The sequence below is a fragment of the Dickeya sp. CFBP 2040 genome (assembly GCF_012273755.1).
Taxonomy (GTDB): Bacteria; Pseudomonadota; Gammaproteobacteria; order Enterobacterales; family Enterobacteriaceae; genus Dickeya; species Dickeya poaceiphila.
This window is the reverse complement of the sequence record NZ_JAAVXH010000101.1, coordinates 1-21,167: the sequence shown is the minus strand read 5'-3', so window position 1 is coordinate 21,167 and position 21,167 is coordinate 1. Positions and strand designations below refer to the sequence as shown.

Annotated in this window: 19 protein-coding genes and 1 other annotated feature; of the genes, 11 read left to right on the top strand and 8 right to left on the bottom strand. The window is 51.8% G+C overall.

What is annotated here, in order from left to right:
- Positions 1-403: fumarylacetoacetate hydrolase family protein (locus Dpoa2040_RS16170; protein ID WP_210423982.1), on the bottom strand; the 403-nt coding region annotated here is incomplete at its 3' end.
- Between the two features lie 64 nt (positions 404-467).
- A complete protein-coding gene (locus Dpoa2040_RS16165; RefSeq protein ID WP_042870261.1) occupies positions 468-1,835 on the bottom strand; it encodes a 2-hydroxycarboxylate transporter family protein in 1,368 nt (455 codons plus the stop codon).
- A 428-nt stretch (positions 1,836-2,263) separates the two neighbouring features.
- Here Dpoa2040_RS16165 and Dpoa2040_RS16160 point away from each other — a divergent pair, with 428 nt between their 5' ends.
- Positions 2,264-3,859 (top strand): sensor histidine kinase, encoded by a 1,596-nt coding sequence (locus Dpoa2040_RS16160; protein WP_168641908.1) that lies wholly within the window; start codon positions 2,264-2,266, stop codon positions 3,857-3,859.
- 24 nt (positions 3,860-3,883) lie between these two features.
- Complete coding sequence (locus tag Dpoa2040_RS16155) at positions 3,884-4,609, top strand: response regulator (protein ID WP_168641907.1); 726 nt, start codon at positions 3,884-3,886, stop codon at positions 4,607-4,609.
- A 397-nt stretch (positions 4,610-5,006) separates the two neighbouring features.
- Here the strand turns inward: Dpoa2040_RS16155 and Dpoa2040_RS16150 are convergent, their stop codons facing one another.
- Complete coding sequence (locus tag Dpoa2040_RS16150) at positions 5,007-5,828, bottom strand: SDR family oxidoreductase (RefSeq protein WP_168641906.1); 822 nt, start codon at positions 5,826-5,828, stop codon at positions 5,007-5,009.
- A gap of 236 nt (positions 5,829-6,064) precedes the next feature.
- Positions 6,065-6,188: a sequence feature (His leader region), on the top strand.
- A 63-nt stretch (positions 6,189-6,251) separates the two neighbouring features.
- Between Dpoa2040_RS16150 and hisG the strand changes: the two genes are divergently transcribed.
- From hisG to hisIE, 8 genes are read left to right on the top strand one after another with little or no spacing between them, the layout of a single operon-like run.
- Positions 6,252-7,151 (top strand): ATP phosphoribosyltransferase, encoded by a 900-nt coding sequence (hisG, locus tag Dpoa2040_RS16145; RefSeq protein ID WP_042870255.1) that lies wholly within the window; start codon positions 6,252-6,254, stop codon positions 7,149-7,151.
- Between the two features lie 4 nt (positions 7,152-7,155).
- Positions 7,156-8,466 carry a histidinol dehydrogenase gene (hisD, locus tag Dpoa2040_RS16140; protein WP_168641905.1) on the top strand — a complete coding sequence of 437 codons (1,311 nt, stop codon included), beginning with the start codon at positions 7,156-7,158 and terminating at the stop codon, positions 8,464-8,466.
- Positions 8,463-9,533 (top strand): histidinol-phosphate transaminase, encoded by a 1,071-nt coding sequence (gene hisC / locus Dpoa2040_RS16135; RefSeq protein ID WP_168641904.1) that lies wholly within the window; start codon positions 8,463-8,465, stop codon positions 9,531-9,533. The genes hisD and hisC overlap by 4 nt, the downstream gene beginning before the upstream one ends.
- A 14-nt stretch (positions 9,534-9,547) precedes the next feature.
- On the top strand, positions 9,548-10,615 hold the full coding sequence (hisB, locus tag Dpoa2040_RS16130; protein WP_042870249.1) for a bifunctional histidinol-phosphatase/imidazoleglycerol-phosphate dehydratase HisB: 1,068 nt from the start codon (positions 9,548-9,550) through the stop codon (positions 10,613-10,615).
- Entirely contained in the window at positions 10,615-11,205 is a 591-nt protein-coding gene (gene hisH, locus Dpoa2040_RS16125; RefSeq protein WP_042870247.1) for an imidazole glycerol phosphate synthase subunit HisH, read from the top strand. The genes hisB and hisH overlap by 1 nt, the downstream gene beginning before the upstream one ends.
- A gap of 6 nt (positions 11,206-11,211) precedes the next feature.
- A complete protein-coding gene (gene hisA / locus Dpoa2040_RS16120) occupies positions 11,212-11,949 on the top strand; it encodes a 1-(5-phosphoribosyl)-5-[(5-phosphoribosylamino)methylideneamino]imidazole-4-carboxamide isomerase (RefSeq protein ID WP_168641903.1) in 738 nt (245 codons plus the stop codon).
- Positions 11,931-12,707, top strand: a complete 777-nt coding sequence (hisF, locus tag Dpoa2040_RS16115; RefSeq protein WP_042870243.1) for an imidazole glycerol phosphate synthase subunit HisF — start codon at positions 11,931-11,933, stop codon at positions 12,705-12,707. Before hisA ends, hisF begins: the two co-directional genes overlap by 19 nt.
- Positions 12,701-13,315: a bifunctional phosphoribosyl-AMP cyclohydrolase/phosphoribosyl-ATP diphosphatase HisIE gene (gene hisIE, locus Dpoa2040_RS16110; protein WP_168641902.1), complete on the top strand. Its 615-nt coding sequence runs from the start codon at positions 12,701-12,703 to the stop codon at positions 13,313-13,315. Before hisF ends, hisIE begins: the two co-directional genes overlap by 7 nt.
- A gap of 138 nt (positions 13,316-13,453) precedes the next feature.
- On the opposite strand, the gene ihfB is transcribed toward hisIE, so the two are convergent.
- The 5 genes from ihfB to serC form a co-directional block, all read right to left on the bottom strand.
- On the bottom strand, positions 13,454-13,738 hold the full coding sequence (ihfB, locus tag Dpoa2040_RS16105; RefSeq protein WP_042870239.1) for an integration host factor subunit beta: 285 nt from the start codon (positions 13,736-13,738) through the stop codon (positions 13,454-13,456).
- Positions 13,739-13,831: 93 nt separating this feature from the next.
- Positions 13,832-15,541 (bottom strand): 30S ribosomal protein S1, encoded by a 1,710-nt coding sequence (gene rpsA / locus Dpoa2040_RS16100; RefSeq protein WP_071604297.1) that lies wholly within the window; start codon positions 15,539-15,541, stop codon positions 13,832-13,834.
- A 70-nt stretch (positions 15,542-15,611) separates the two neighbouring features.
- Complete coding sequence (gene cmk / locus Dpoa2040_RS16095; RefSeq protein ID WP_168641901.1) at positions 15,612-16,298, bottom strand: (d)CMP kinase; 687 nt, start codon at positions 16,296-16,298, stop codon at positions 15,612-15,614.
- Positions 16,299-16,491: 193 nt separating this feature from the next.
- Positions 16,492-17,781, bottom strand: a complete 1,290-nt coding sequence (gene aroA / locus Dpoa2040_RS16090; protein WP_168641900.1) for a 3-phosphoshikimate 1-carboxyvinyltransferase — start codon at positions 17,779-17,781, stop codon at positions 16,492-16,494.
- Positions 17,782-17,879: 98 nt separating this feature from the next.
- Entirely contained in the window at positions 17,880-18,965 is a 1,086-nt protein-coding gene (gene serC, locus Dpoa2040_RS16085; RefSeq protein ID WP_168641899.1) for a 3-phosphoserine/phosphohydroxythreonine transaminase, read from the bottom strand.
- Positions 18,966-19,229: 264 nt separating this feature from the next.
- Here serC and ycaO point away from each other — a divergent pair, with 264 nt between their 5' ends.
- Positions 19,230-20,996 carry a 30S ribosomal protein S12 methylthiotransferase accessory factor YcaO gene (ycaO, locus tag Dpoa2040_RS16080; RefSeq protein WP_168641898.1) on the top strand — a complete coding sequence of 589 codons (1,767 nt, stop codon included), beginning with the start codon at positions 19,230-19,232 and terminating at the stop codon, positions 20,994-20,996.
- Positions 20,997-21,167 lie beyond the last annotated feature (171 nt).

Here is a 21,167-nt window from a genome sequence, read left to right as displayed (position 1 = left end):
TTTTGCCGATGATGACCGCCAGTTCGCCTTCATAGTCGAACTCGCTGGAGTAGTGCGGCTTGAGCACCTGGGTGCCGTGACCGGTCTGCGAGTCGGCGAAGCGCACAAACAGCGTCGGAGCCGGGTTCTGTTCGTTGAATTCCTTGCGTTTGTCGGCATAGTTCATGCCGACGCACAGGATTTTGGATGGCGCCACAATCACCGGCAGGAAGGTCACGTCGGCCACGGCCACATCCGGGGTTTCGGTCTGGAAGGCGGCGGCGTCATGGAGCGCATCGCCCGCCAGCAACGCCTTCAGGTCCGGGTAACGGTTGCCGAGGCGGCTGCCCAAATCAATCAGACCCGCAGGCGTATGGATCCCGTAACTGTTTTTGCCCTGATGGCGGTAACTTGCAAGTTTCATAATCTTTCCCGTTTAAATAAGGCCGCGTGCTAACGCGGCGTTATTTGTTTTTTGTCATACACCGTCACACCAGGAACTTGCCGAGTACCAGCAAGGCCACGGAGACGTTGATTGCACCACCGATACGGGTAGCAATCTGAGCGAACGGCATCAGTACCATACGGTTGCCGGCAGTGAGGATAGCCACATCGCCGGTACCGCCCTGCCCGCTCTGGCAGCAGGAGATGATGGCAACATCAATCGGATGCATACCGATTTTCTTGCCAACAAAGAAACCGGTGGTAACCAGTGCCACGACAGTGGACACAATCACCAGCAGGTTAGTAATAGTGAACGCATGTACCAGTTCTTCCCAAGGGGTGATCGCCACACCAACAGCAAACAAAATTGGATAGGTCACTGATGTCTGGAAGAATTTGTAAACCACCTGTGAACCTTCCAGCAGGCGAGGCGAAGCACCATTAAGCAGCTTCACGATTACAGCAGCGAACAGCATACCCACCGGTGCTGGCAGACCGATCAGCTTGTGACCCAACATACCGATCATGTACAGCAGAACAGCCAGCAACGCACCCGCAGCCATATTGGTCGGATCCATCTTGCCGCTTACTGCGGTGGTCAGTGTAGCTGGCGCCTGTTCAGTGCTGTTCGCCTTATTCGGCATCAGTTCGCCTTCACCGGTCAGATGCGGATAACGTTTACCCAGTTGGTTCAGAACACCCGCGATGATGATGGCGGTCAGACTGCCCAGCATCACAATCGGCAGGATACGGCCCAGCGCGACGCCCTGTTCCATATGCAGCAGTGTGGCGTAACCAATAGAAAGCGGGATCGCCCCTTCACCTACACCACCAGCCATGATCGGCAGTACCAGGAAGAAGAAAATCTGGAACGGATCCATACCCAGCATAATGCCAACGCCCATACCAACCAGCATACCTACCACTTCACCGCACAACATGGGGAAGAAAATACGCAGGAAGCCCTGAATCAGCGTCTGGCGGTTCATACTCATGATGCTGCCGACGATGATGCAACAGATATACAGATACAGGATGTTGGTGGATTTATAGAATTTGGTCGTGGCGTCCACAACCACCTGTGGCAGCAGTCCGTAGTAAACCAGCGCAGACGGGATAAAGGTGGCGCAAATAGCAGCAGCCCCCATCTTGCCGATAAACGGTAAACGCTTACCAAATTCGCCACAGGCAAAACCAAAGAATGCCAACGTGGCGACCATCACTACGATATCGCTAGGCAGTTTGCCTTCCAGACAATCCAGAGCAATCAACAGCCCAGCCAGGATAAACAGCGGCACAGGAATAACACCAATTTTGTAGTTATCCAGAATGTGCCACCATTTTTCTTTTAATGAAGCCTTCCCAGAGGTCTCATCTTTTACAACAATATAAGAATCATCAGTGGTACTCATAACCTTCTCCCCTCGTTATTTTCCAGGGTATATTAAGAGGTCAACGACCGTTATTATGTGACAACTCTCAAATTAAAAAATGAGTTTTAATGGCACTTATGGTTTTTATGGTTTTAATTATTTTCTTATTTATTTTCAAATAATTAAATAATTTCATTTTGGAAGGTTTTTCGTGGTTTTTATGGTTTCTATGGTGCGAAAGGCTCTTATTTAAATAAGAATAGACATATGTTGATAAAAAGTAATTAAGATGTCTATTGTGCGTGACGTTTTATTTACGCCTTATTTAAAATAACAGAAAAGAGAATACTATTTTCACAATCTGCGCGAAACGCTTCACAAGACCATTTTTTATCCCCTTACTTTTACGCCATTCATGATAAATTAGCCACCTCCGATTCAATCGGTCTACCGGTGATTAGCACATTATGACTGTCAGACTATCGTTCCATCTCAAGCTGTTCATCTACCTGATGATCTTTTTTTCTCTGCTGCTTATCACTGTAGGGCTTTACTACTATCGGGCGGTAGATCAGCAGCTTTATGACGAATTGGGTAGCCGGGCACAGATTCAGGCGCGTGAAATCGCAATTATCCCTTCGCTTATCGAGGCAGTAAAACACCGCGACACCGCCACCATCGACGACCTGGTCGATCAAATCAAGGCGCGCAGCGACGCCAGCTTTATCGTCATCGGTGATCGCAACGCCACCCATCTGTATCATTCGGAAGAACCGTCATTGCTCGGTACCGACATGATCGGCGGCGATAATAAAGAGGTATTAGAGGGGCAAAGCACTATCACCCTACGGCGTGGGGCGATTGGTACCTCACTGCGCAGCAAGGCACCGATCATGGCAGGCGATCAGGTCATCGGTATCGTATCGGTAGGGTATCTGAAAAAGCACATCGACAACCTGACACTTAGCAAAGCTGCTCATGTTGGCCTTGCTATCGTCGCTATGCTGGTTGCCCTATTCTTCTTTTCCTTGTGGTTCTCCCGTAATTTGAAAAAACAGATGTTCGGGCTGGAACCACTGGAAATCCGGCTGCTGGTGCGGCAACAAAAAGCGCTACTGGAATCTATTTATGAAGGTGTTATTGCCATCGATAAGCAACGCAATATTGCGGTTATCAACCATGCGGCCAAAGATCTGCTGGGTCTGGTGACGCCCTCATATCAACTGCGCGGCAAACTAATCGACGAGGTGATTGCACCTGTCTCCTTTTTCTCCAGTGAAGAGATATGGACAACCGACACCCATGACGAGATCTGCCGTTTCAACCACATCACGGTGATTGCCAGTCGCGTACGCATTATGCTGGAAGATGAACTACAAGGCTGGGTGATCAGTTTTCGCGACAAGAACGATATTCACACCCTGAGTATGCAACTCAGTCAGGTCAAACGCTATGCCAACAGCCTGCGCATTTTGCGACACGAACAACTAAACTGGACTGCCACGCTGGCTGGGTTGCTGCACCTGCGTCGCTATGATGAAGCAGTACGCTACATTGAAGCGCAGTCCGAAGGGGCGCAGGTGGTTCTTGATTTCATCTCCAGTCGATTCTGTTCACCGGCGCTTTGTGGACTGCTGCTTGGCAAATACGCCAGCGCCCGTGAAAAAGGCATAGAACTGCACTTTGATCCGCGCTGTCAGCTCAACAGTATCCCCGCCTCGCTCAATGAAACAGAACTGATGTCAATTATTGGGAATTTAATCGATAATGCAGTAGAGGCCACACTTGCCAGTACCCGTACCTACTATCCTGTTGAAGTATATATACACGATGGCGAACAGGAATTGGTCATTGAAGTCGCTGATCAGGGTACAGGGATTGACCCAGCCCTTGCAGATCGGGTATTTGAAATGGGCGTCACCAGCAAACAGGAAGGCGATCACGGGTTGGGCCTGTATTTGGTTGCCAATTATGTCAGTCAGGCTCAGGGTGTGATCGAAGTTTCTGACAATTCGCCTTACGGCGCTATTTTTTCTATTTTTATTCCAAAAACCACCATATAACCAAAACCAGGGAATACGAGTATCATGTCGATTGCGAGCATCATGCCGACTGAACGACCTATTGAAAATTTCGACATTCTGATCGTCGAAGATGAAAGAAAGCTGGCAAATATCCACGCAGAATTTATTGAGAAAAACTTTGCGCTGCGAGTAGTGGGCATCGCCTCAACCCTGAACGAAGCCAAACGCATGTTGCAGCAGTACCGACCCCGATTGATGCTGTTGGACAACTACCTGCCGGACGGTGAAGGCGTTCAACTTATCGAAAGCGACCTGATGCGCAGTATTAATTGTTCGGTCATTTTCATTACCGCCGCCAGTGACATGAACACCTGTGCGCAAGCTATTCAGTGTGGGGCCTTTGATTACATCATCAAGCCAGTATCGTACCCTCGCTTGCGCTCATCGCTTGAACGGTTTATCCAATTTGTCAAAACCCAATATACCTACAAAGTCGTTGATCAGCAGAACGTGGACGTGCTCTACCAATTGCAGGCGTCCACTGTGCCTAATGGCCCCGGTAGTAAAGGTATTGAAGAGAACACACTCAGTCTGATCAAACAGATTTTTCAGAACCAACCGGAAACGCTGTTTTCCGTGGATGAGGTCGTGGAGAAAACTGGACTGAGTAAAACCACTGCCCGACGTTATCTGGAATACGGGCTTGAAAACCAGTTTCTGGATGTAGAGATGCGTTACGGCAAGATTGGACATCCCCGGCGTCTGTATCGTAAAAAACATCTGGACTGACACACGCTCAGCTACCCTATTCTTTTCCTTAAGCCTGTCGGCTGCCACTCGCCGGCATGGCTCCTCTGTAGCTATCGGGCATCGTTCGATTCCGAGAGCGTTAGTAGCCAGCATAATGCTACAGGCACCGCACGTTTGAGGATGCCAGATTCAGTCAACGGTCTAAGCCTGATTAGGCATTTCTCCAAAATAGCAGCCCTACAGCGTAAAAAACAGCCATACCGCAAAATACAACTACATATCCAAGACGATTGGGCTTCTTTCTAAACGCACTGACTTAATCGTTTTGACGTTATCTTCACGTACGGCCCACTACTGGCGGGCCGTTTTTACATCCACCATGTTTTTACATCCACCATGCTAAGCCGATAATCCAGTCAGCTGCCGCCGTTATATCCTAAAACACCATGGTCATCGGGTCCGGATGCTGATACTCAAACCCTAGTTCACTACAAATCCGCTGCCCGTCGATCAATCTGGCCTGCGCCGGGTCGCCCGACAGAAATTGCGGCGGCTCCAGCCTCATCTGGCGCGCCTGTTCCGGATAAAAATCCTGTTTAGCCGGATGTCCCGATGCGCACAAATTGTAGAGGTGACCACCGTGTGGACGCTGTAGCAACAGCGCGATAGCACTGATCACATCTTCCAAATGGACCAGATTCACACCATGACTGCCATCCGGAAGATCTCGACGCCCGGCAAGAAAACGTCCCGGATGACGGTTATTTCCTACCAGCCCGGCCAGCCGCAAAATATCCACTTCGGTATGCGGCAGTGCGTGCAACCATTGCTCAAGCGCCAGTAAAACCTTACCTGTACCGGTTTCTGGCTGTAACGGACTACTTTCTTTCACCCGACCACTGACCGAACCGTAAACCGAAATGGAACTGGTGTACATAATGCGCGGCACCCCATGAGCCAATGCGCTATCGACCACCTGCTGTACCGCCTGCAGATAAGTACCGCCCGCGCGCTCAAGTCGCCCTGGCGGCAAGGTGATAATCAACGCATCCACATTCAGCAAGAGATCCAACTCATCAGGTTCGCACTCTAATTCCGGCGTCAGCGACAGTCGATAACACTCCACTCCCGACAACTGTGCTGCGGTTACCCCATCATCAGTGCTTTTGCTGCCGACCACTTGATACCCGCGGTTCTGTAACGTCAACGCCAGCGGCATCCCCAGCCAGCCAAGCCCGATTATCGATACCTTTTTCATCGTTGTTCTCCTGACTCCCCAGCGTAGATATCCCCGGTTTAATACTTTGTGCGTTCAATACTCTGTGCTTTTCATTATGTACCCTTATCGCCCATCTGGCGGTAATGTGATTTATACACTGTGGGTAAAAAAATGTTGCACTATCACATCAACATGGTTTAGGTTAACCGGCAGGCAACATCACTTTGTATTTTACGATAAAGAGACGAATTCATGTTACGTGTCAACATTAACCACCATCATCACCATCACCCTGATTAGTCTTTCAGGCGATAGGTGCTGGAAGACACTCAGAATCTTCCAGTGGCGGTAGACGCGTAAGAAAAGCCCCCGGAAGATCAATTCCGGGGGCTTTTTTTTGGGCCGGGAATTTTTAAAAAACCTGCTTAACAGGCATCACAGACAGGATAAATTGAGGTTCACATGCTGGATAAAACACGTTTACGTATCGCAATGCAGAAATCAGGCCGCCTGAGCGACGACTCACGGGAACTACTGGCCCGCTGCGGCATCAAAATCAACCTGCATCAGCAGCGCCTGATTGCGTTTGCCGAAAACATGCCTATCGATATTCTGCGCGTACGCGATGACGATATTCCGGGGCTGGTGATGGATGGCGTGGTCGATTTAGGTATCATCGGTGAAAACGTGCTGGAAGAAGAGTTGCTTAACCGTCGCGCTCAAGGCGAAGATCCACGCTATTTCACGCTGCGCCGGCTGGATTTTGGTGGTTGTCGCTTGTCGCTGGCAATGCCGCTTGATGAGGAATACACCGGTCCGCAATGTCTGCAAAACAAACGTATCGCCACATCCTATCCGCACCTGCTCAAACAGTACCTCGATAAACACGGTGTTAACTTCAAATCCTGCCTGCTTAACGGCTCAGTGGAAGTCGCGCCGCGCGCCGGTCTTGCTGACGCTATCTGCGATCTGGTTTCCACCGGCGCGACGCTCGAAGCCAATGGTCTGCGTGAAGTGGAAGTGATTTATCGTTCCAAAGCCTGCCTGATTCAACGTGACGGCGAGATGCCAGCCGAGAAGCAGCAGTTGATCGACAAACTGTTAACCCGTATGCAGGGCGTGATTCAGGCACGCGAATCCAAATACATCATGTTGCACGCGCCCAGTGAACGTCTGGATGAAATTATCGCGCTGTTGCCAGGCGCGGAACGTCCCACCATCCTGCCGCTGGCTGGCGACCAAAACCGCGTCGCTATGCACATGGTCAGCAGCGAAACCCTGTTCTGGGAAACCATGGAAAAACTGAAGGTGCTGGGCGCCAGCTCTATTCTGGTGCTGCCGATTGAAAAGATGATGGAGTAATGCCATGAGCAACCGCTTCAACACCCTAATTGACTGGCAAGCCTGCACTGAAGAGAAACAACGTCAGTTGCTGACCCGCCCGGCTATCTCCGCCTCCGATAGCATCAGCGCGATTGTCGCAGAGATTCTGGCAAAGGTACGTAACGATGGCGATGCCGCGCTGCGTGAGTACAGCGCCCGCTTTGACAAGGTGCAAGTCGATAGCTTGCGTGTATCAGCCGAAGCCATTGACGCCGCCGTTGCACGGCTGGGCGATGACATTAAACAGGCCATGGCGACCGCCGTGCGCAACATTGAAACCTTTCACAACGCACAAAAATTTCCGCCAGTCAGCGTAGAAACCCAACCCGGCGTACGTTGCCAGCAGGTAACCCGCCCGATTGCCAACGTGGGGCTGTATATTCCCGGCGGTTCCGCTCCGCTGCTCTCCACCGTATTGATGCTGGCAACCCCGGCACGTATCGCCGAATGTCAGCGCGTGATTCTGTGTTCACCGCCGCCCATCGCCGACGAAATTTTGTATGCAGCAAAATTGTGCGGTGTACAAGAAGTCTTCCAGTTAGGTGGCGCACAAGCGATTGCCGCCATGGCGTTTGGCACCGACAGCGTGCCGAAGGTGGATAAGATTTTCGGCCCCGGTAACGCTTATGTCACCGAAGCTAAGCGTCAGGTTAGTCAGTTGCTCGACGGCGCAGCCATAGACATGCCAGCCGGTCCGTCCGAAGTGCTGGTGATCGCCGACAGCGGTGCCACGCCGGATTTCGTCGCCTCAGACCTGCTGTCGCAGGCGGAGCACGGCCCGGATTCACAAGTTATCCTGCTGACGCCGGATGCGGACATGGCGCAGGCGGTCATCGACGCGGTAGAACGCCAGTTGACCACGTTATCCCGCGCTGACATTGCCCGTCAGGCGCTGTCCAGTAGCCGGGTTATCGTCGCACGCGATCTGGACCAGTGCATTGATATCAGTAATCAATACGGCCCGGAGCACCTGATTATCCAGACTCGTAATGCCGAAACGCTGGTTGATCGCATCACCAGCGCTGGTTCAGTATTTTTGGGTGACTGGTCACCGGAATCTGCTGGCGACTACGCGTCCGGCACCAATCATGTGCTGCCGACCTACGGTTACACTGCCACCTACTCCAGTCTGGGGTTGGCTGATTTCCAGAAACGCATGACGGTACAACAGCTGTCGCCACAAGGTTTGCAGGGGCTGGCATCAACCATCGAAATCATGGCACAGGCCGAACAGCTGACCGCCCACAAAAACGCCGTCACTCTGCGCGTCAATGCCCTCAAGGAGCAAGCATGAGTATTGAGAATCTGGCTCGTGATAACGTCCGCCGCCTGACCCCGTATCAGTCTGCTCGTCGTTTGGGAGGAAAAGGTGACGTATGGTTAAACGCCAACGAGTATCCGCACGCGCCGAACTATCAGCTTACTTTACAGACGCTCAACCGTTATCCGGAATGCCAGCCTGCACAGGTCATTGAACGCTATGCGGCGTACGCCGGTGTTGCACCGGAACAGGTGCTGGTCAGCCGCGGTGCCGATGAGGGTATCGAGCTATTAATCCGTGCGTTCTGCGAACCGGGTAAAGATGCCATTATGTTCTGTCCGCCGACTTACGGTATGTACGCCGTCAGCGCGGAAACGTTGGGTGTGGAGCGTCGTATTGTGTCGGCAACTACCGACTGGCAACTGGATTTAGCGGCTATTGAAGGCGCGCTAGATAACGTCAAGGTGATTTATGTCTGTTCACCTAACAATCCGACCGGTAATCTGATCAATCCAGACGATTTACGTCGGTTGCTGGAGCTGGCGCGTGACCGCGCTATCGTCGCTATCGACGAAGCCTATATTGAGTTTTGTCCACAGGCGACGACAGCTGGCTGGCTGGCCCACTATCCGCATCAGGTGGTGTTGCGTACCCTGTCCAAGGCTTTCGCGTTAGCTGGTCTGCGCTGCGGTTTTACTCTCGCCAGTGCCGAGGTTATCCAACTGCTGTTGAAAGTGATCGCCCCCTACCCACTGGCGCTGCCGGTCGCGGATATCGCCGCACAGGCTCTGAGTGAAGACGGCATCGCGACCATGCGACGCAATGTGGCCGAACTCAGTGAAAATCGCCGCTGGCTAAGTGACTCGCTGAAAACGCTACCGAACGTGGAAACGGTATACGCCAGTGAAAGCAATTACCTGCTGGTGCGCTTTGCTGATTCGCCAGCAGTCTTCAAGTCCTTGTGGGATCAAGGCATCATTTTACGTGATCAGAACAAACAGCCGGGGCTGGCAGGTTGTCTGCGTATTTCTATCGGCACCCGTTACGAGTGCGAACGTGTCATCAGTGCGCTACAGGCATTGTCAGGTAAAACAGCATAATTAGAGGAATCACCGTGGGATTAAAGTATCTTTTTATTGACCGTGACGGCACGCTGATTGCCGAACCGCCCGAAGACTATCAGGTTGACCGGCTGGATAAGCTGGCTTTAGAACCGGATGTTATTCCGTCGCTGCTTACTCTGCAAAAAGCCGGTTTCAAGCTGGTGATGATCACTAATCAGGATGGGTTGGGCACCAGCAGCTTCCCACAGGAAGATTTCGACCCGCCACACAACCTGATGATGCAAATTTTTACATCGCAAGGCATTCGCTTCGAACGAGTGCTGATTTGTCCGCACTTCCCTGGCGACAACTGTGACTGTCGCAAACCGAAAACCGCGTTGGTAGACGCTTTCCTGAAAGACAACGTGATGGATAGCGCCAACAGTTTTGTGATTGGCGACCGAGAAACCGATATTCAACTGGCGCAAAACATGGGCATCACCGGCCTGCGTTATCAACGCGATAGCCTCAACTGGCAGGCGATTACCGCCCAATTGACCAAACGCGATCGTCACGCCCATGTCAACCGTGTAACGCGTGAAACCGCTATTGATGTCAATGTCTGGCTGGACCGCGAAGGCGGCAGCAAGATCCATACCGGAGTCGGCTTTTTCGACCACATGCTGGACCAGATTGCTACCCACGGCGGTTTTCGCCTCAACATCGACGTAAAAGGCGATCTGTATATCGACGATCACCACACGGTAGAAGATACCGGGCTGGCGCTGGGTGAAGCGTTAAACAACGCGCTGGGAGACAAACGCGGCATTGGCCGCTTTGGCTTTGTGCTGCCGATGGATGAATGTCTCGCGCGCTGCGCACTTGATATCTCTGGCCGTCCGCATCTGGAATACAAGGCAGAGTTCAACTATCAACGCGTCGGTGATCTCAGTACCGAAATGGTGGAACACTTCTTTCGTTCCCTCTCCTACGCGATGGGCTGTACCCTGCACCTGAAAACCAAAGGGCGTAACGATCATCATCGTGTCGAAAGTCTGTTCAAGGTGTTTGGCCGTGCACTGCGTCAGGCTATCCGAGTGGAGGGCGATACCCTGCCCAGCTCCAAAGGAGTGCTGTGATGAACGTAGTGATTCTGGATACCGGCTGCGCCAACCTGTCATCCGTGAGGTATGCGGTCAAGCGACTGGGCTACGATCCACTGGTCAGCCGCGAACCGGAAGTGGTATTACGCGCCGATAAACTGTTTCTGCCTGGCGTCGGTACCGCACAAGCAGCGATGGATCTATTGGCCGAGCGTCAGTTAATCAGCCTGATAAAAGCCTGTACCCAGCCGGTGCTGGGCATCTGCCTGGGGATGCAGTTGCTGGGTAGCCGCAGCGACGAAACCGGCGGTATCGACACATTAGGGATTATCGATACACCGGTCGTACAGATGGCAGACCGCGGCCTGCCTCTGCCGCACATGGGCTGGAATCAGGTCACACCGCAGGCTGGTCACCGCTTGTTCCGCGATATTCCAGATGGCTCGTACTTTTATTTTGTGCACAGTTACGCTATGCCGGTGTGCGCCAATACCATTGCCCAATCCCACTATGGCGATGCGTTTACCGCCGCGGTGCAGAAAGATAACTTCTATGGCGTCCAGTTCCATCCGGAACGCTCCGGTGCGGCAGGCGCGCAGCTACTAAAGAATTTTCTGGAGATGTAAACGGACATGATTATTCCCGCATTAGACCTGATTGATGGACAGGTGGTCCGTTTGCATCAGGGTGATTATGGTCAACAGCGCCAGTACGGCAGCGACCCGCTGCCCCGCTTGCAAGACTATCAGCAGCAAGGCGCGCAGGTGTTGCATCTGGTAGATTTGACCGGGGCCAAAGATCCGGCGGCACGCCAGATTCCATTGCTTAAAACACTGCTGGCAGGAGTTTCCGTACCGGTACAGGTCGGCGGCGGTATCCGTACCGAGCAGGATGTCGAGGCATTGTTGGCGGCTGGCGCCAGCCGTGTGGTGATTGGTTCCACCGCAGTAAAACAGCCGGAGCAAGTACAACAATGGTTCACCCGCTATGGTGCGGATGCATTGGTATTGGCTCTGGATGTGCGTATTGACGCAGACGGCGTGAAAAACATCGCTATCAGCGGCTGGCAGGAAAATTCCGGTATCACACTGGAGCAAACCGTAGAACGCTACCTGCCCTTCGGCCTCAAACACGTGCTCTGTACTGATATCTCCCGCGACGGCACATTGCAGGGTTCTAACGTCGAACTGTACCGTGAAATCAGCACCCGCTATCCGCAGGTGGCATTTCAGGCGTCCGGCGGCATTGGTTCGCTGGCGGATATCGCCGCCCTACGCAGTAGCGGCGTACAAGGCGTGATTGTTGGTCGGGCCTTGCTGGAAGGTAAATTCAACGTGACGGAGGCGATTTCATGCTGGCAAAACGGATAATCCCTTGTCTGGACGTGCGCGACGGTCAGGTTGTGAAGGGCGTGCAGTTCCGTAATCATGAAATTATTGGCGATATCGTACCATTGGCGCAGCGTTACGCACAGGAAGGCGCGGATGAGCTGGTGTTTTACGATATCACCGCGTCATCTGATGGTCGGGTGGTGGATAAAAGCTGGGTGTCCCGTGTAGCGGAAGTGATCGACATTCCATTCTGCGTTGCCGGCGGCATCAAAAGCGTGGAAGACGCCGGGCAAATCCTCTCTTTCGGGGCGGATAAAATCTCCATCAACTCACCAGCACTTGCAGATCCGGATCTGATTTCACGTCTGGCTGATCGCTATGGCGTACAATGCATTGTCGTTGGTATCGATACCTGGCACGACGCCGAAACCGGTCGTTATCATGTCAATCAATACACCGGCGATGAAAAACGTACCCGTGTTACACAGTGGGAAACTCTTGACTGGGTGCAGGAAGTGCAGAAACGCGGCGCTGGTGAAATTGTACTGAACATGATGAATCAGGACGGCGTACGTAACGGCTATGATCTGACGCAACTACGACAGGTACGCGATGTCTGTCAGGTTCCATTGATCGCGTCCGGCGGTGCAGGCACCATGCAGCACTTCTTTGAGGCGTTTCAGGATGCCGGGGTGGACGGCGCGCTGGCCGCGTCGGTATTCCACAAGCAAATCATCAATATTGGCGAACTCAAACAGTTCCTTAAGCAACAAGGCGTGGAGATCCGGGTGTGTTAACCGAACAACAACGAAGCCAACTCGACTGGCAAAAAACCGGTGGCATGATGCCCGCCATCGTACAACATGCGGTTTCCGGTGATGTGCTGATGCTGGGCTACATGAATCAGGAGGCGCTACAGGTCACGGAAAAAAGCGGGAAGGTCACGTTTTACTCCCGAACCAAACAGCGGTTATGGACCAAAGGCGAATCTTCTGGTCATTTCCTCAACGTGGTATCCATTACGCCGGATTGTGATAACGACACGCTGCTGATTCTGGTCAACCCAATCGGCCCAACCTGTCATCTGGGCAACAATAGCTGCTTCCACCCGGCAGAGACACAGTGGCAGTTCTTATATCAGTTAGAGCAGCTTCTTGCGGAGCGTAAGCATGCCGACCCGGCCAGTTCCTATACCGCACAGCTGTACGCCAGCGGCACCAAGCGCATCGCCCAGAAGGTTGGTGAAGAAGGGTTGGAAACCGCGCTGGCCGCCACTGTGCACGACCGCGAAGAATTGACCAATGAAGCCTCTGATTTGGTCTATCACCTTCTGGTGCTATTGCAGGATCAGGAACTGGATTTAGGCACTATCATTCAGCGTCTGAAAGCACGTCACACGAAATAACCCGTCCTGCCCGCTTTATCACCGGTAAAGCGGTTTTTTGTCTATAGAAACCTTTAAATCTGACTGTGGGTTTTCTATAGACAAAAAAATAGCACCCAAATGGGTGCTATCTATAAAACAGGCGTTACGGCTGACTAATCAACCATAAATGTTGGCACGGTCACGCAGCTCTTTACCCGGTTTGAAATGAGGAACATATTTGCCTTCCAGTTCCACTTTCTCACCAGTTTTCGGATTACGGCCTAAGCGCGGCGCACGGTAGTGGAGTGAAAAACTGCCAAACCCACGGATTTCGATGCGATCACCGCTGGCCAGTGTTGTGGCCATCTGTTCCAGCATCTCTTTCACCGCATCCTCAACCACCTTGGCCGGGATATGAGATTGCTGTCCAGCAAGTCTTTCGATAAGTTCAGACTTGGTCATGATTCCTCCAAGCATGTGGTCAGTTAATGCCACGTTAACTTACTACCGTTTGAGGTTGGGCAGCAAGCGAGAGCGCTGCCCAACCCACCGTCATTACTCGCCTTTTGCAGCTTTGAAAGCTTCCGCCATGGCGTTAGAGAAGTTGCTTTCTTCCTGTTTGTTGTTAACAGAAGCAATAGCATCTTTCTCATCAGCTTCATCCTTGGCACGGATGGACAAGCTGACAACGCGGTTTTTACGATCAACGCCAGTGTATTTAGCTTCGATCTCGTCACCTACGCTCAGAACCAGCGTTGCGTCTTCGATGCGGTCACGAGAGGCTTCAGAAGCACGCAGATAACCTTCAACGCCATCAGCTAATTCAACTGTAGCACCTTTGGCATCAACTGCAGTGACTTTACCTGTAACAATTGCACCTTTTTTGTTAACAGACAGGTAGTTGTTGAACGGGTCTTCAGCCAGCTGTTTCACGCCCAGGGAGATACGTTCACGCTCTGCGTCAACCTGCAGAACAACAGCAGCGATTTCGTCACCTTTCTTGTATTCGCGAACGGCTTCTTCGCCAGCCACGTTCCAGGAGATGTCGGACAGGTGCACCAGACCATCAATGCCGCCATCCAGACCGATGAAGATACCGAAGTCAGTAATAGACTTGATCTTACCTTCTACGCGGTCACCCTTGTTGTGGGTTTCAGCAAACTGCTGCCACGGATTGGCTTTGCACTGTTTCAGGCCCAGAGAGATACGGCGACGTTCTTCGTCGATATCCAGAACCATAACTTCCACCACATCACCCACGTTAACCACTTTGGACGGATGGATGTTTTTGTTGGTCCAATCCATTTCGGAAACGTGCACCAGACCTTCAACGCCTTCTTCGATTTCTACGAAGCAGCCATAATCAGTCAGGTTGGTTACGCGGCCAGTCAGCTTGGTGCCTTCCGGGTAACGTTTAGCGATAGCTACCCACGGATCTTCGCCCAGTTGCTTCAGACCCAGGGAAACACGGGTACGCTCGCGGTCGAATTTCAGCACTTTGACAGTGATTTCATCGCCAACATTGACGATTTCGCTCGGATGCTTAACGCGTTTCCAGGCCATATCGGTGATGTGCAGCAGGCCGTCAACGCCGCCCAGGTCAACGAATGCGCCGTAGTCAGTGAGGTTCTTGACGATACCTTTGACTTCCATACCTTCCTGCAGGTTTTCCAGCAGTTGGTCGCGTTCAGCACTGTTTTCAGATTCGATAACAGCACGACGAGAAACAACGACGTTATTGCGTTTCTGGTCCAGCTTGATAACTTTGAACTCAAGCTCTTTGCCTTCCAGATGCAGGGTGTCACGTACCGGACGAACATCTACCAGAGAACCTGGCAGGAACGCACGGATACCGTTCAGCTCAACGGTGAAACCACCTTTTACTTTACCGTTGATAACACCGGTAACAGTAGCAGCTTCTTCGTAAGCTTTTTCCAGCATCAGCCATGCTTCGTGACGTTTAGCTTTTTCACGGGACAGCAGGGTTTCACCGAAGCCGTCTTCTACCGCGTCCAGAGCTACGTCTACTTCATCACCAACCTGGATTTCAATTTCACCCTGCGCGTTTTTAAACTGTTCTACCGGAATGGCAGATTCAGATTTCAGGCCGGCATCAACCAGGACAACATCCTTATCAATGGCAACCACAACGCCACGAACAATGGAACCTGGGCGGGTTTCGATTTCTTTCAGGGATTCTTCAAAGAGTTGAGCAAAAGATTCAGTCATGTTGATAATCTTTGGGTTTTTAAATTTAACGTCCATCTGGCTTCCTGCTCGATGGGGTTGTTTCACATCCCCACAGCATCCTTGCGGCGGGGTAAAAAAACAGAAATCAGGCCGATTGAGGCAATATCTGGCGAACATACGCCAGCGCTAACTCGACCACTTCGTCCAGCGTCATGTTCGTGGAATCCAGCACCAGCGCATCCGGTGCAGGCACCAAAGGCGCAACCGCACGATTCCGGTCACGGTCATCACGCTCTTTAATCTCGGACAAAAGACGTTCAAAGTTAACATTAAAGCCCTTCGCCTGCAACTGAAGCATACGACGTTTGGCGCGTTCCTCCGCACTGGCATCCAAAAATATCTTCACCGGCGCATCCGGAAATACCACCGTTCCCATATCTCGCCCATCGGCAATTAACCCAGGTGCATCTCGAAACGCACGCTGGCGACGCAGCAACGCTTCACGCACTCGTGGAAATACCGCTGCCTGGGATGCCGTATTGCCTACTTCCTGGGTTCGAATCTCATTGCTGACATCCTCACCTTCCAGAATCACTTTCAGTTGCCCGTCTTCTGGAACAAATCGCACATCAAGGTGCGACGCAATTGGGACCAACGCTTCCTCAGATGCAATATCCACCTGATGGTGCAACGCCGCCAATGCCAGCACGCGATAAATCGCGCCCGAATCCAGCAGATTCCACTGCAACGCATTTGCCAGCGCCTTGCACAAGGTTCCCTTACCTGCGCCACCGGGCCCGTCAACCGTAATTACCGGTGCAGTCACCACCATTTCTCACTCCTCAAAACCAGGAAATGCATGTCTTATTACAGACAATATACCGGGTCATTATACCCTTTTGTGGCAGTAAGCGTGAGATTAAAGGCTTATTACTGCAGAAAATCGGGAAAATGTTGTAATACCCAGAGTATAACGCTAAAAAAATATCGCACAGAGCTGTCTCATTACCCTGTGCGTCAGCAAATTAATTGCGCTGGCTCAGGCGTTCCAATTGCTGGAAATAGTCTGGAAACGTTTTAGCAGTACATTTAGGATCAAGGATGGTAACCGGCGTATCAGATAACGCCACCAGCGAGAAGCACATCGCCATGCGATGATCATTGTAAGTACCAATCTCAGCCGCTTTCAGTTGCGCCGGTGGCGTAATGCGAATGTAGTCATGCCCTTCTTCTACCTCAGCACCGACCTTACGCAGTTCCGTTGCCATAGCCGCCAGACGATCAGTTTCTTTTACACGCCAGTTGTAGATGTTGCGCAGCGTCGTTGTCCCCCCTTTGGCAAACAGCGCGGCAGTAGCGATGGTCATTGCCGCATCGGGGATATGATTCATGTCCATATCAATAGCGTGAAGTTCTCCACGCTGGCACTCAATATAGTCTGCTCCCCAACGAACCTGTGCCCCCATTTTCTCCAGCACATCAGCAAAGCGGATATCGCCCTGCACACTGTGACGACCGACACCGGTCACGCGTACCGTTCCTCCCCGAATAGCGGCAGCCGCCAGAAAATAAGAAGCGGAGGATGCATCACCTTCCACCAGATAATGCCCCGGTGATTGGTAATGCTGATTACCCGCAACCATAAAAGTCTGGTAATCGTTATTAGTCACCATGATGCCGAATGTCTTCATCATGTGCAGGGTAATATCGATGTAAGGTTTGGAAACCAGATCGCCCTTAATGCTGATGCGAGTATCCTGTTTAGCCAACGGCGCCGTCATTAACAGGGCGGTAAGAAACTGGCTTGATACCGAGCCGTCTACACTTATCTCTCCACCCTGAAAACCACCCTTCAGGCGCAACGGCGGATAGTTTTCCTGCTCCAGATAATCGATACCAGCTCCCCCCTGACGCAACGCATCGACCAAATGACCAATCGGGCGCTCTTTCATTCTAGGTTCACCGGTCAATACGATATCGCCATCTGCCAAGCACAACGCTGCTGCAAGCGGACGCATCGCCGTCCCCGCATTCCCCAAAAACAGTTCCAGCGGCGCAGACGCCGTCAATGCCCCACCCACTCCGACGATTTCGCACTCGGTACGACTGGCCGACAAGCGATATTCAACGCCTAATGCACTCAGTGCATTGAGCATATGGCGAACATCGTCGCTATCGAGCAGATTGGTAAGGTGCGTGGTACCTTTTGCCAGTGCCGCTAATAGTAACGCGCGATTAGAAACACTTTTAGAACCCGGCAAATTGATTGTGCCGTTAATAAATGAGATCGGTTGTAGGGTCAGGGATTCCTGCATGTGAAACATGTTCTCCAAGAGTTAACACAAAAACCCCGGCCAGATAACCGGGGTTTAAATCAGAAACAGCACATTAGCGCGCTATATTTATCAATTTATCAGCCATGGCGACGCTCAAAATCGGCCATGAACTCCGTCAATGCTTTTACGCCATCCAGCGGCATAGCGTTATAAATGGACGCACGCATACCGCCTACAACACGGTGGCCTTTCAACGCGTGCAGGCCAGCCGCCTGAGCTTCCTGCAGGAATATCGGGTCTAATGCAGCATCTGCCAATTGGAACGGCACGTTCATACGCGAGCGGCTGGACTGAACAACATCATTACGATAAAAATCGCTGCCATCGATAGTGGCATACAACAGCTCAGCCTTGGCCTGATTGCGTTTTTCAATCTCCAGCAGGCCGCCTTGCTCTTTCAACCACTTAAACACCATACCGGACAGATACCAGGCAAAGGTCGGCGGCGTGTTGAACATAGAATCGTTATCAGCCAGAAGCTTATAATCCAGAATAGACGGCAGTTCGCGGCGTGCTTTACCGATGAGGTCATCTCGCACAATGACCAGGGTCAGGCCGGCTGGCCCCACATTTTTCTGCGCGCCCGCATAAATCACCCCGTAACGGCTCACATCCAGCGGTCGGGACAAAATACTGGATGAATAATCCGCCACCACGATTTTATCACCAAAATCAGGATCTTCTTCGATAGCCAGACCGTCAATAGTCTCATTCGGGCAATAATGTACATAAGCAGCATCATCGGACAACGCCCACTCGCGCATCGGTTTTATGCCACGCAGCCCATCAACACGGGTTTTCACATCAATAACATTGGGGGTGAGATATTTCTCAGCTTCCTTGACGGCGCTGTATGCCCAGTAACCGCCATCGATATAATCAGCTTTATTATTGTCACCCAGCAAATTGAGCGGCACTGCAGCAAACTGAGCGCGCGCGCCGCCATGGCAAAACAATACTTTGTAATTCGAGGGGATTTTCAGTAAGTCGCGCAAATCCTGCTCAGATTCACTGGCCACTTGCATAAACTCTTTACTACGGTGGCTGATTTCCATTACCGATGTACCCAGCCCATGCCAGTTGCATAGTTCTTGTTCTGCACGACGCAACACTTCTACCGGTAACATAGCTGGACCAGCACTAAAATTAAAAACCTGAGTCATTTCCCCTCACCACATATCAAAGCGACTTGTCTCGTCGCATCCGTTTACCCTGCCATCGGTTTTATCATTCGTCTTTCCTGCCTGCAATGCTTATCACCCCTGATGTCTGAAAACTTGCGCTCTTGTCCGCCTGTTATCGTCCCAGGCGATACATCTGTTACATTGTCGTCGGGAAGCACCACGCAATACGCAACATGCGGGATAGAGTCGGTACACAAAACCACGTATGATGCAGCCTCCTCATAACACATTCAGGTTCGAACCATGACCCAAACGTTTATCCCAGGCAAAGACGCCGCCCTGGAAGATTCCATCGCCCGTTTTCAACAACAGCTCCTCGACCTGGGGTTCAACATCGAAGAAGCATCCTGGCTGAATCCGGTGCCCAACGTCTGGTCGGTACATATTCGTGACCGCGATTGCGCCTTGTGTTTCACCAATGGTAAAGGTGCGACCCGGAAAGCCGCACTGGCTTCGGCACTGGGTGAATACTTCGAACGGCTGTCCACCAACTACTTTTTTGCCGACTTCTATCTGGGCCAACAGATCGCCGAAAGCGAATTCGTGCATTATCCCGACGAGAAGTGGTTCCCACTTCCCGAAGATGACAGCCTGCCGGAAGGTATACTGGATACCCGTCTGCACGCCTTCTATGACCCGGACCAACAACTTGTCGCCAGCGACCTTATTGATCTGCAATCAGGCAACCACAGCCGCGGCATCTGCGCTCTACCGTTTACCCGGCAGTCCGATCAGCAGACGGTTTATATCCCGATGAACATCATCGGTAATTTGTACGTGTCGAACGGCATGTCGGCAGGCAATACCCGCAATGAAGCGCGTGTTCAGGGGCTGTCAGAAGTATTCGAACGCTATGTGAAGAATCGCATTATCGCTGAAGCCATCAGCCTGCCGTCGATCCCGGCTGAAGTGTTATCACGTTACCCAGGCGTGGTGGAAGCGATTGCTACGCTGGAACAGGAAGGTTTCCCGATCTTTGCTTATGACGCTTCTCTCGGCGGCCACTACCCAGTTATCTGCGTAGTGCTGCTCAACCCGGCCAATGGCACCTGTTTTGCATCGTTTGGCGCACATCCGGATTTTGGCGTCGCGCTGGAACGTACCGTCACCGAACTGTTGCAAGGCCGTGGACTGAAAGATCTGGACGTGTTCACGCCGCCGACATTCGATAATGAGGAAGTTGCCGAACACACCAATCTGGAAACCCATTTTATCGATTCCAGCGGTCTAATCTCCTGGGACCTGTTCAAAAACCAGCCAGACTATGCCTTCGCCGACTGGGATTTCAGCGGCACGACCGAGCAGGAATTTGCGACGCTGATGGCAATCTTCGATAAAGAAGACAAAGAGGTGTATATCGCAGATTACGAGCATCTGTCAGTGTACGCCTGCCGCATTCTGGTGCCTGGCATGTCGGACATCTACCCGGCAGAGGACCTGCTGCTGGCGAACAACAGCATGGGAGCACATCTGCGCGAAACACTGTTATCCTTACCAGACAGCCAATGGGAAAAAGAAGATTATCTGGCCCTGCTGCAACAACTTGATGATGAAGGGTTGGATGACTTTACCCGTGTGCGCGAATTGCTGGGGATCGCAACCGGCAAAGATAACGGCTGGTTTACACTACGTATTGGCGAACTGAAATCCATGCTGGCGCTGGCTGGCGGCGATCTGGAGCAGGCGTTAAGCTGGGCGGAGTGGTCGCTGGATTTCAATCAGTCCGTCTTTTCACCAGCACGCAGTAATTATTACCGCTGTCTACAAACGCTGCTGCAACTGGCTCTGGAACCTGAGCGCGACCCCGCTCAATACTATGATGCTTTCGTGCGCATGTATGGACAGGATGCAGTGGAGACGGCAAGCGCCGCTATTTCCGGTGAGCAGTGCTTCTATGGCTTGTTCACAGTGGATGCTGACCTGAAAGCGTTACCTGCCCATCAGTCGTTATTGGCAGCTTATGAAAAATTGCAACGCGCTAAACGCCTGCACTGGCAGGTAAAAAAATAAGCTTTGTAGCAGTTAGCCGGATGACTATTACGTCATCCGGTATACCACACTATTAAGCGATTTAGCGTTTACATGCACTGCGTTCTGTATACTGTCATCATCGAATCGACTATCTAATATTACCGAATTTCATAGTTATCCCTTGTTTCTATATGGGTATATTACATCACC

Excerpts from the sequence above, each read along its gene's own strand:
- ihfB (WP_042870239.1), bottom strand. The coding sequence starts at position 13,738 with ATGACCAAGTCTGAACTTATCGAAAGACTTGCTGGACAGCAATCTCAT.
- Dpoa2040_RS16155 (WP_168641907.1), top strand. The coding sequence starts at position 3,884 with ATGTCGATTGCGAGCATCATGCCGACTGAACGACCTATTGAAAATTTC.
- hisF (WP_042870243.1), top strand. The coding sequence starts at position 11,931 with ATGCTGGCAAAACGGATAATCCCTTGTCTGGACGTGCGCGACGGTCAG.
- aroA (WP_168641900.1), bottom strand. The coding sequence starts at position 17,781 with ATGCAGGAATCCCTGACCCTACAACCGATCTCATTTATTAACGGCACA.
- hisD (WP_168641905.1), top strand. The coding sequence starts at position 7,156 with ATGAGCAACCGCTTCAACACCCTAATTGACTGGCAAGCCTGCACTGAA.
- hisA (WP_168641903.1), top strand. The coding sequence starts at position 11,212 with ATGATTATTCCCGCATTAGACCTGATTGATGGACAGGTGGTCCGTTTG.
- serC (WP_168641899.1), bottom strand. The coding sequence starts at position 18,965 with ATGACTCAGGTTTTTAATTTTAGTGCTGGTCCAGCTATGTTACCGGTA.
- hisC (WP_168641904.1), top strand. The coding sequence starts at position 8,463 with ATGAGTATTGAGAATCTGGCTCGTGATAACGTCCGCCGCCTGACCCCG.
- hisG (WP_042870255.1), top strand. The coding sequence starts at position 6,252 with ATGCTGGATAAAACACGTTTACGTATCGCAATGCAGAAATCAGGCCGC.
- Dpoa2040_RS16165 (WP_042870261.1), bottom strand. The coding sequence starts at position 1,835 with ATGAGTACCACTGATGATTCTTATATTGTTGTAAAAGATGAGACCTCT.
- hisH (WP_042870247.1), top strand. The coding sequence starts at position 10,615 with ATGAACGTAGTGATTCTGGATACCGGCTGCGCCAACCTGTCATCCGTG.
- Dpoa2040_RS16150 (WP_168641906.1), bottom strand. The coding sequence starts at position 5,828 with ATGAAAAAGGTATCGATAATCGGGCTTGGCTGGCTGGGGATGCCGCTG.
- cmk (WP_168641901.1), bottom strand. The coding sequence starts at position 16,298 with ATGGTGGTGACTGCACCGGTAATTACGGTTGACGGGCCCGGTGGCGCA.
- rpsA (WP_071604297.1), bottom strand. The coding sequence starts at position 15,541 with ATGGACGTTAAATTTAAAAACCCAAAGATTATCAACATGACTGAATCT.
- ycaO (WP_168641898.1), top strand. The coding sequence starts at position 19,230 with ATGACCCAAACGTTTATCCCAGGCAAAGACGCCGCCCTGGAAGATTCC.
- Dpoa2040_RS16160 (WP_168641908.1), top strand. The coding sequence starts at position 2,264 with ATGACTGTCAGACTATCGTTCCATCTCAAGCTGTTCATCTACCTGATG.